The sequence below is a fragment of the Vibrio sp. B181a genome (assembly GCF_030248375.1).
Classification (GTDB): Bacteria; Pseudomonadota; Gammaproteobacteria; order Enterobacterales; family Vibrionaceae; genus Vibrio; species Vibrio campbellii.
Genome location: NZ_JAHGAD010000110.1, coordinates 1 through 9,832, shown reverse-complemented (window position 1 = coordinate 9,832; position 9,832 = coordinate 1). Strand labels below are relative to the sequence as shown.

At 40.8% G+C, this 9,832-nt stretch carries 6 protein-coding genes; 3 read left to right on the top strand and 3 right to left on the bottom strand.

What is annotated here, in order from left to right:
* Nucleotides 1–134: 134 nt before the first annotated feature.
* Complete coding sequence (locus tag KIO97_RS25710) at nt 135–713, bottom strand: PH domain-containing protein (protein WP_285384327.1); 579 nt, start codon at nt 711–713, stop codon at nt 135–137.
* Nucleotides 714–1,313: 600 nt separating this feature from the next.
* Here KIO97_RS25710 and KIO97_RS25705 point away from each other — a divergent pair.
* The gene (locus tag KIO97_RS25705) at nt 1,314–3,812 is read left to right on the top strand and encodes a DUF3472 domain-containing protein (protein ID WP_285384326.1); all 2,499 of its coding nucleotides are present in this window, start codon (nt 1,314–1,316) and stop codon (nt 3,810–3,812) included.
* Between the two features lie 463 nt (nt 3,813–4,275).
* Here KIO97_RS25705 and KIO97_RS25700 read toward each other — a convergent pair whose 3' ends face one another.
* The gene (locus tag KIO97_RS25700; RefSeq protein ID WP_285384325.1) at nt 4,276–5,487 is read right to left on the bottom strand and encodes an MFS transporter; all 1,212 of its coding nucleotides are present in this window, start codon (nt 5,485–5,487) and stop codon (nt 4,276–4,278) included.
* Between the two features lie 91 nt (nt 5,488–5,578).
* Between KIO97_RS25700 and KIO97_RS25695 the strand changes: the two genes are divergently transcribed.
* Entirely contained in the window at nt 5,579–7,267 is a 1,689-nt protein-coding gene (locus KIO97_RS25695; RefSeq protein ID WP_285384324.1) for an ABC transporter substrate-binding protein, read from the top strand.
* A 526-nt stretch (nt 7,268–7,793) separates the two neighbouring features.
* Here KIO97_RS25695 and KIO97_RS25690 read toward each other — a convergent pair.
* Entirely contained in the window at nt 7,794–9,038 is a 1,245-nt protein-coding gene (locus KIO97_RS25690; RefSeq protein WP_285384323.1) for an MFS transporter, read from the bottom strand.
* 122 nt (nt 9,039–9,160) lie between these two features.
* On the opposite strand from KIO97_RS25690, the gene KIO97_RS25685 reads away from it, so the two are divergent.
* Nucleotides 9,161–9,832: helix-turn-helix transcriptional regulator (locus KIO97_RS25685; protein ID WP_285384322.1), on the top strand; the 672-nt coding region annotated here is incomplete at its 3' end.

Genomic DNA, 9,832 nt, shown 5'->3' with positions numbered 1-9,832 from the left:
CCTGTTAAGGTGTGAGCAACGCAATACCAAAGCCGCCGCATACCACCTAAACACTGGACGCAACGCATAGTGAAAATGCCACGCGTTGCGAATCACTCTTAAACAGTTTGTTAGGCATTACTCAACAAAATCAATCACTTTTTATATTTAGTCTCGTAACCGGGGTTATCTTCAGGGCGAAGTGAGTTTGGATAGAGTAAGTCAGACTTCACATCAATAGAAACTTGTTTGATATTTCTGAACGTATCATTTGGGTAAGGAATCGCTATCATATCATTAGTAATCTTTTGACCTTTACCACCGACTTCACCACAAAAAACCTTGATCGTTCCAACGTTAAACAAACTCTCAATAGGATTAATATTAGCTTCAACATTTGTGATCTTATCGTAATCAATTACTTTATAATCAATACCCATAAAGCCACTACGAAAGAGAAGCCGCTTGTTGGAATACGCATAAAACGTGTTTGGATATACTAGCAACTTGTATAGTATTAGCGCTAAACCAAACCACATTACACACCCTTCAGATAAAAGCTGCACAGGGTCTGTAGAAAAAAGTTCCGAGGATGACCTGCCTAAAAATAAAAATAGCAGTATTCCGCAAAAGAACACAAAAGAAGCATTTAGCATGTATGCTATAAAATAAGGCTTTCCCACCCAGAGTATTTCTTCATTGTCATCTAAGACTAGTTTAAATATATCTTTCATAATATTAGTTTCTAAATAATTGCCACTTATGCCTAACGCTTCTTAGGCGACACATAGTCGTCTTTCACCCTTCGATAGTGCAATCTTTTTTATATTAACTCAACTGATAGTTAATAAGTTATACCACTTAAAGGGAAGTTAGACTGCAAGATGTCTCCTAATGACGAGAATACACAATTATCAACTCCATCGAATAACGTTTAGTAGGGTAAACGCATGTCGCATAAGATGTGTAGAGTTTTAGCTCTGAACAATTTAGGGGCATTTTGAAGTCACGGAGTGCCGCCTGTTAAAGTTCTGAAAAAATCTTATTAGTTTTAATAACTTAGTCGCACCAGCTCAGATAAGAAAGCTATCTTAAAACCTTAAACGTTGCCCAATTGCTTGTCATATCAATGTCTTGGTTAAAATCTTAAACAGTGATCACATGCCTACAAAAAGCCACTTTAACAGGTCTCATTTTAAATAATAGAAAATTTTACTTTCATTGGCTTTGCTCTAGCTTTTCGAGTTGTGAATGTTGAAATCAAACTTCTCATTCACTCATTAATTTATTTTTATTTTCATCACTTAAATAACTAATCTAATGGACTATTCCCAATGAACATAAAAAAGAGTTATCTCTGGCTAGGTTTGAGTTTACTAACCCCACTCCAACTCCAAGCACGTCTTGTTTGCGAAAAACTTATATCCGCGCCTAACTTAGAGGATAACGACGCTCAATATTGGTCCTCAGTTGAAGTAATGAATGTTGATGCCATGAGTAATGGTGCTTTCTTTCAAGTTCAACGTACGCCCAATAAATTCCTTAAGCTAACACCAAATAATGTCTTTTTTAATCAAAATGAGGGCTTTGAAGCATTCGATGATTATGGTGACGGCGCCATACTTCCTGATTCTACGTTTACACAGGGTAAAAACTATCAATCATTAACCGGGTGGAGATCAGCCAATGGGGAGTTAGTTTGGCCCATACTGACTCAAAATACGGGTACATTTCAAGCTGTTGTTGAATTGATTAGCGAGCAAAATGGCTCGGTAGTCGAGGTGTCGTTAAAAGACCAACGCTCAGGTGAAATTCTGTCAGTTCCTTGTGTCAGTTACGCTAATAGCGATACAGATAGCGACAGCCAATGGAGGATTACTTCTGATGAGAACTTACAATCAGGTTATTACCACCTGTCACTTAAAGCTAAGTCGATCGTTGGTCAGGAGGTGGGAGTCTTAAAGCAAGTATTATTATCGGGAACCAGTATTAAAGATAGTGCACTTATTCGAGCTCGGTGGCGTCCAGTGGCTGTTCATGCTCAATTTACCAGCTCTACTTTACCAGAAAATGAGCAAGGGCTCTTGTGGGTTTTCGAAACGGAGCAGTTAACATCTAGAGGTAATTCATACTCTCCTATTAGTACTCCTTTTGGTTACATAGGCTCTACAAGATTAGAAGACTCTAGAGTGCCATCTGGCTTTAATTTTAGCCTTTGGGCATTCAGTCGAAGAGAGCAGCCTCTCGCATTTATAGATATGCCACATATTATTGCTTCTGGGTCACCAAGAAGTCGTTTTTCATGGTATGGGCATGAGGGAACCGGAGTAAAAATTAGAGACTGGGACCCTTATTTAGGGGCAACTAACCCAATCCAGCTCTTGGCGTATCGTTTGCAGCCCGGAGTGCTTGGAGCAAGTACGGGCTCTCCTGAATACTATGATACTTTCAGCTCTTATTTTTTTGATCACGCTGTTCAAGAGTGGCGTTTGTTTGGTACTGCAAGGGATACTTTAAAACCATCGATAGAAACAAATAGAGCATCTGCTTTTGTCGAGGTGACCGGGGCGGCAAACACAGAGAGAAGTGGGCATATACCAAGAGCAGTGAGTTTTAAAGGTTGGGTATATGGCAGTGATTTTAAATGGCATAACCTTGATCAAATGAAGCCAACAGGACAAATGGGCAGTGATAGCAAACCAGTGACAAAAAATTGGTCCGTCAGTGATAATGGTGATCATTTTATCCTCTCGCAAACGGGACTGGAGCACTTTGTCAACAGTAATGATGTGATGCAATTGAGTCATCCCACCCCTGCACCCGAGCATATAAAAGATAAGACCGCTGAAGACTTTGTGACTTCACCATTAAAAGTTGATTTATTGACAAAAAATATCGTTTCAAGTGAAGAATTTATGGATATTGAGTTTAATCTAAGTCAAGTAACAAACTCTTCTATCGTAAGAATCTATTATGGAGAGGAAAACAGGCTAACTTACACAGAGTCTATCGTTGGAGAAAATGAAGTTGGTCCTTATCAATATTTGGGGTGGTCTAACTTTATTGAAATCAGCAGTGATGAGCTTTCAGAAGGCATCAACACGATTCGAGCTACAGGCTTAGAGCGTAACAAGAAGTATTATTTCCGTTTATTCAGTGAAAATGAATCCGGCAAGGTTTGGAGCGATCATTTTGGAGTAAAAACGCCTGACCCGAATTTACTTGCTTTCTTTACTGATTTTACAACTGATGAGGAGTTGATGGTGAGCTTTGACCAGTCAAGCAACCAACATTGGCAAACATCGAATCTGAAGGATAAGGCAACTGGAACAGGGTTTAAACGAAAGCCGAATCAATCTCGGTATAATAGGCAAGGAGGCGATGATATTCGGCTTCATACGCAAAGGGAAAACGATTTTGGACGACCTGATGGCAAGAACTCTGGAGAGTCTACATGGTTTACTTTTGAAATAGAGTTAGATGAGGATGTTATGGTTGATTTCACTCATCATAGTGCCTCCGTAACCTCTTATGCTTATATTGGAGGTGGCCTTGGAGGAACTAGTTTTGGCTACTATACGCTATATTACTCTTCAGACGGTATGAATTATGTGCCGCTAGATGGGCAAAAATTAGGTGCTGTTGCTGATAAGAAAGGACAAGTTGCTTCGAAGAACATAAACTTTAATCTCAGTGGTTTGGGCCTAAAGTCTGGCAAGCAGTATTTCCTTCTGGATATTGTAAGCGGTGAGGGAAGTGATCGAGGTGGCAAACTATCACAAAGATATATTGGTTTTGATGATCTCTCTGTTTATGCTGAAATTATAAGGTAGGCAAGTCTAAGCTTTGTTGAAGCGCTCAAGTTATTCTTCAATGATCACTTGAGCGCTTTTTCAAAAAGCAATTCAGGACACACACCAAATTAACTTTCCATATTAAAACCAAATAAACTGTATATACACACAGAAAAGAAAGTAAAGATGGTAAGTAAATTACCCATGAACTTGATATTAGGTTTTGTAGGGAAAACGCACGCACCTAAAATGTGGAGAGTATTTGATCTAACAGGTTTTGGGCACTTCTGAGTTAGAAAGTGCCACGAGTAAAAAATCAACCTGAGAAGCATTTGGACATAAATAAGCTACAGCCTTCCCTAAATTAGCAATTCATAGATAACTAAAAGTATGGGAAGTAGATAAGTTTAATGCCCCCGTTTTATTAAAGGAGGGGGCACGTCTATTGCTACCAACGATGATTCTCAGCAAAATGTATTGTTTTTTAATCAGCAATTTTCTATTAACGGATAGAGCGGACGCTGGTCGTCATTAACCAAAACGCTGTTAGTAGTTGTGTTGCAAAGCATCCGATGAACAACCACTCAATACCAATCAATGATGTTAGATAGCCTGAGCCAGCAAGACCAAATGGCATTAGGAGTTTGAACAGCGAGCCTGTTATACCGTTTACTCGGCCGAGAATGCTGACATCAAAGGCTTCTTGGCGGTAACTCCAGATACAGATGCTGCTATATAGACCTACCGCGGATATCCAAAAGAACCCAGCAATAAGCGCTGTTTGATTCTCCATTACAAGTGGAATAACGAACCCGATGGATTCGAGTGCTATAGAGATAATGAGAAGCCATCCCAGCCCCCATCTCTTGCGTAGTTTGTCGGCACTGAATGCACCAATAAGACCACCAAGGCCAGAAGCGACGATCAGATAACTAACGCCCACCGCATTCAAACCTAAATCTGCTTTGGCGTAGTAGATAGCCTGAATCCAAAATACTGCACCTGTTGTGTTGATGACCATGACAGCAAGGGTAATTAACCACATGTTCTGCTCATTACGTAGTGCTTGCCATCCTTCTTTTATAGCGCTGAAAGTACCTTGTTTGTCTTTGTTGATGGGTGTTTTTACGTCGAGCCTTTTGAGCTGCCAAAAAGCCAATAGCATCAAAAGCGCTACACCGATGAAGATGTTATGAATGGTTGCAAGTAACATGATCGCGCCTGAGAGTACAGGCCCAACGGTTTCCATAAAGCTGCCTAAGGAGCTCATTCGAGCTGTCGCCACATTCTGAGTGTCATGAGAAAGCGCGCTTTTCTGAATCGACATACGCGCATTGTGGTAGCCGTAGTTAAACGCCATCATTAAGAACGCACATGGGAACAAAATCCATAATGGCTCTGCAAGAAACTCAACCGCTAGGAACGAGGTAAACACCGTCATAGCCTGTCCCAGCAACATGGCTAGCGACCACTGCTTTTTGTCACTGCGATCGACCCACACGCCAATAAACAGAGCCAGTAATAAATTGGGTAGAAACTCAACGGCTCTCATCCACCCCATCCACTCGGAAGATTGGGTCAATTCATACACCAATAAAGGTAATGCAAGTGTGTAGATTTGGCTTGCAAAGCTCACAAACAGAGCGCTACTAAACAGTGTAACGAAGGTTTTATTCTTCCAAATGGAGCCATGAGACTCGGCTAACGTATTCATCTAAATATCCTTTTTATTTTTGGTAACCCGGCTATTATTTGAAATTAAAAGATGAAGAAAAATAGAAATATAATTTTAGGATTTCACCTTTATGCGCTATTGGTTAGCTTTGGTATTTTTGCGAGATTTTGGATTTGAGATAGGTCGATGGACACCGATTTCATTAGATGACATAACGAAAGCGTTGAACTGCACGCGTCGTAACGCTCAGTTGGTTATCAAAAGGCTGGTGGAAGAGTCGATCATTGATTGGAAATCGGGCGTTGGCAGAGGTAATTTACCTCAGCTTTTCCTTAAAGAGTCGGTGCACACCACATTAATCGAACAAGCTAAGTTCTGGATGAACGAGGGAAAAGCCGATCAAGCGTTGAACCTAATCAGAAGCAAAGATCGTGATCAGTTTATTGCCGAGTTCGTTAGTCAATATCAACAGCAAGATAGCGATCAAGACATCCTCCAAATCCCTTTTTATCGAGCGACGCACAGCTTGATCCCTTATGAAATATCCAGGCGTACTGAGCAACATATCGCTGACTATCTTTATGCCAAAATATTACGCTTCAATAGGAATACTGGTCAGTTGGAGGGGGATCTAGCGCAAACTTGGGAACATACAGGTGACACGCTGAAAGTACGACTGCGTAAATCACTTAAGTTCTGGGATGGCTCAGCACTTACTGCATTTGATGTGAAAGCTGCCTATGAGTCGATCATCTCATCAAACTCGGTGAGTCGAGGCCTGTTCTTACTCATTGATGAATTTTCTGTGGTTGACGAGTACACCTTGCGAATCCGTTCCAAACGTTTGTCTCACTACCTGCCAAGGTTGATGACGCATGGTGCGTTGTCGGTTTACAAACTGAACAGCGACGGATCGATAGTTGGAAGTGGAGCGTTTCGATTGGCAGAGCAAACCAACTACCGAACACTACTTACTGCATCCGCTCATTATCATGGTTATCGGCCTTGGTTAGATGGCGTAGAAATCTGGAACATGGGCTTATCTGCCAAAGACTTTCAAATGCATTGCGATATTGTGCATGGCAGCTTGGCCCCGGATAGTGCAGATGAATACACGCAGGTACAACAATGGGAAGAAGGCTGTATCTACGCTTGTTTAAATAGTGCAAACAACGCATGGATGAAGTCGGCAAAACATCGTCGATACATCCAACAGTTGCTGCAATCCTTGCCGATGAACGGTGTGAGAGACACTATGATTTATCGACGAGCCTCAGGCATGACAAGCCTTGAACCCTTAAAATTAGGCAAAGCAGTGGACTTATCTTCGGTAAATCAGGTGCCGCTGGAGGTGTTAACTTATCAGCTGCCTGGGCATATTGAAGCGGCTGAAAACATCACTGAGTTGCTGTGTCAGCATGGTTTAGATTCAAACCTTACCGTGTTGCCATACCCTGAATTTGACCAAGTAGCGCGACAATCGAAAGCGGATATTATTGTTTCTGGTGAAGTATTTGGTGAACATGAAGAGAGTTCGTGGCTTGGATGGTTGTTGTGCAATAACACCGTGACAGCGAGCCTGAATAAGCAATCTAAGCCTTGGTTCGAACAACAAGTATTTGATAATTTAGCTCAGTCAGATGAAAGTAAGCGTGTTCAAGGTTATCAGCGAATTGAGCGCGAATTGATTCGGAAAGCGATTTACATTCCTCTGTTTCAATGCGCACAAGACATGAGAATCTCTCACAAAGTGAATGCGATGAATCTTCTTACTAATGGTTGGTTCGACTTCAATCAGGTTGTTTTTGAAAGCCGTTAAATGAGGCGTGATTCCAATCAGTTGCTCAATAGTAATACTCTCATTAAATGAAGGTGCCGATAACTTTAATCTTGCATTTGAGCCAAGAGCAGCAAAATGAAACTATTTTTCGCACTTTGTGAGTTTTGTATTTCAGATTAGTTATGTTTGGTCAAAGCTTACCGAATCGAGAGCGTAAACTATTTGGTTAAACCAGTAACGGGGCAGATCCGAGCTAGGAGGCACTTTGTTAAAAATTGCCACATGTAAGACTTCAGCTCTATGAAGCCTCTGGACAGAAATCAGTTAGCGGACAGAGGAAAAATCTACCCTTCGGATAAGTTTTAGTACTGCAAAGTGCAGTACTACGCCCTTTACAGAGATACCGCACGTGAACGAAAATGGACAAAACCTGTCACTCACAGATTATTTCTGTAGATATAGTTTGTGCAAATATAATGAAGAAATACTCAGCCCGCCATTTGCGCACTACACGTACATAAATTGGTTTTTAGAACGATTATGAGTTGCCCAGCTCGAAAACACTTTACGTAGATTCTGCTCTGCTTACTTCACGGATAACAAGGAAATACAGCGAGGAAATTAAGAGTATCGAACCACACAATATCCAACTAATCGATATCCCGAAATACTCGGAAATGACTCCCATAGTCAAAGAGGCAAGCATCCCACCGCATGTAACAGCGAAAGAGCTTATGGATAAAGTGGTTGAGCGAATCTCTTCTTGAGTGTTCTCATTAAGTAATACTTGCTCGGAGTTATTCCCCATGGTGAAGAGAAAGAAAAACGTCAAGTACAATAAAGCAAAGCTTGTGGTATTGGTAGCGTTCGCAAGCAAGAGCAGTGAAAAGCCAGCAAGTGATCTAGTTGTAAATATTAAGGCTTTATGTGAACCGAAAAATATTTTTAATAAGGGAATAGAGAGTACTGATGATAAAGCTGACATCAAGAAATACAGTGCTGATATGATGCCAAAAAGAGTCAAGTCATCAGGTGCCGTTCCTATCAAATCTGCCAGATAAGGTTGCCAGAAATTTTCAACGGCGCTCATCACTGCTCCAAAAACGAGTGTAGCTTGAAAGAGCAATCTTAAAGTCCATTGATTTAAAGAAACTGTAAGCGCCGTAATACTAGTTTGCATCGCGATGGCTATGGTGTTTTGGGTATTTTCTTTGATATTTTTCTGCTCAGGAAGCAGCACCCATGTCAGAAAAAACAAGACAATACTTGATACGCTAGCTACGAGAATATTGATGTCATATACGCTAAATGTTTCAATGTATGAGCTAACAATACTGTTAGGCAGAACCCCACCTATCAAAGACCCTGTAGCCAGTCCAGCAGTAACCAATACATTTATTTTCGCAATTGCTGTGTGGTACGAATATTCTCCCATAGAGTTAACAAAAGAATCGTAGAACCAAGCGTCTAGACTTCCAGAATAAACAGCCCTTGAAGCTCCCAAAGACATAGCGCTTACCAAGATACCCCCCAAACTACTTGCATAGAAAAGAGCAAGGCAACCCAACAAATTAAGTGCTAGAGAAAACAAGTACGTATTTTTGCGCCCAAAGGTGTCAGCGACACCGCCGAGAGGTACTTCTAATATCGCAGTACTCCCGATCCACACCGCCATGACAACTCCAATTTCTGCTAGGTTTAGCCCTCTAGATTGAAAGATAAGAGTTATTACTGGGATAAGTAACCCGACTACCATCCAGTGCATGCCTTGTTGTATTCCAAATCGTATAACCAACTCGCTCTGTTTCATCAGTGTGTCCCCCTCTCTTGTTTAGTTTAAATCATCCTATTTTGATACATTAGTGCAACTTAAAGTCAAAAAGGACAGTATTAAGATACTTTCAGTATCTATATAGGGATAATTCAGACGAAATGGATGAACAACTATCATTAGAAGTGTGTAAATTACTCAAAAGAGAGCTTAAGAGGTGCAATATTTCGTATCGCACACTCGCTACGGAACTCGAAGTATCAGAAGTCAGTGTCAAAAGGTTGCTAAACAACTTACAACCGCTTTCCATACAAAGGTTAATAGCTATTGTTAATCTTACAGAGACACCAGTATCGAAGCTTCTTTCTGAGGCTGAAGAGAACATTTCTTCAATTCCTGTTTTTTCGCAAGAACAAGATGATGCTTTTTATGATAATCCATCTCTTTTTTCATTTTGGTCAGAACTAGCGGAAGAGCTTACCGTTCAACAAATCAAAGAAAAGTACAGGTTGAACGATGCTTCAACGCATCTGTATCTTCGACAATTGGAAAAGCTCAGTCTCATCCAGATAGGATCAAACAACGCGTGTAATCTGTTGTTGCCTAAGCAAACCTCATTTGTAAAGGGGGCTAGATTCCCTGTTTACTTTACGACGCAAGTGTTAAATGGTCTTCAAGAACGAGTCATTAACTTACCAGCCAATGATGATGAAGCGTTTCTCACAAGCTTCAAAGCTGATCTGACGAAAGATGAGTTTGTCGAGATCAATGGTATGTTAGATAACTGGTTGTTTGGTAAGCTTCGAGAAAGACAAGGATTTGGTGGACGAAAC

Excerpts from the sequence above, each read along its gene's own strand:
- KIO97_RS25690 (WP_285384323.1), bottom strand. The coding sequence starts at position 9,038 with ATGAAACAGAGCGAGTTGGTTATACGATTTGGAATACAACAAGGCATG.
- KIO97_RS25700 (WP_285384325.1), bottom strand. The coding sequence starts at position 5,487 with ATGAATACGTTAGCCGAGTCTCATGGCTCCATTTGGAAGAATAAAACC.
- KIO97_RS25705 (WP_285384326.1), top strand. The coding sequence starts at position 1,314 with ATGAACATAAAAAAGAGTTATCTCTGGCTAGGTTTGAGTTTACTAACC.
- KIO97_RS25695 (WP_285384324.1), top strand. The coding sequence starts at position 5,579 with ATGCGCTATTGGTTAGCTTTGGTATTTTTGCGAGATTTTGGATTTGAG.
- KIO97_RS25710 (WP_285384327.1), bottom strand. The coding sequence starts at position 713 with ATGAAAGATATATTTAAACTAGTCTTAGATGACAATGAAGAAATACTC.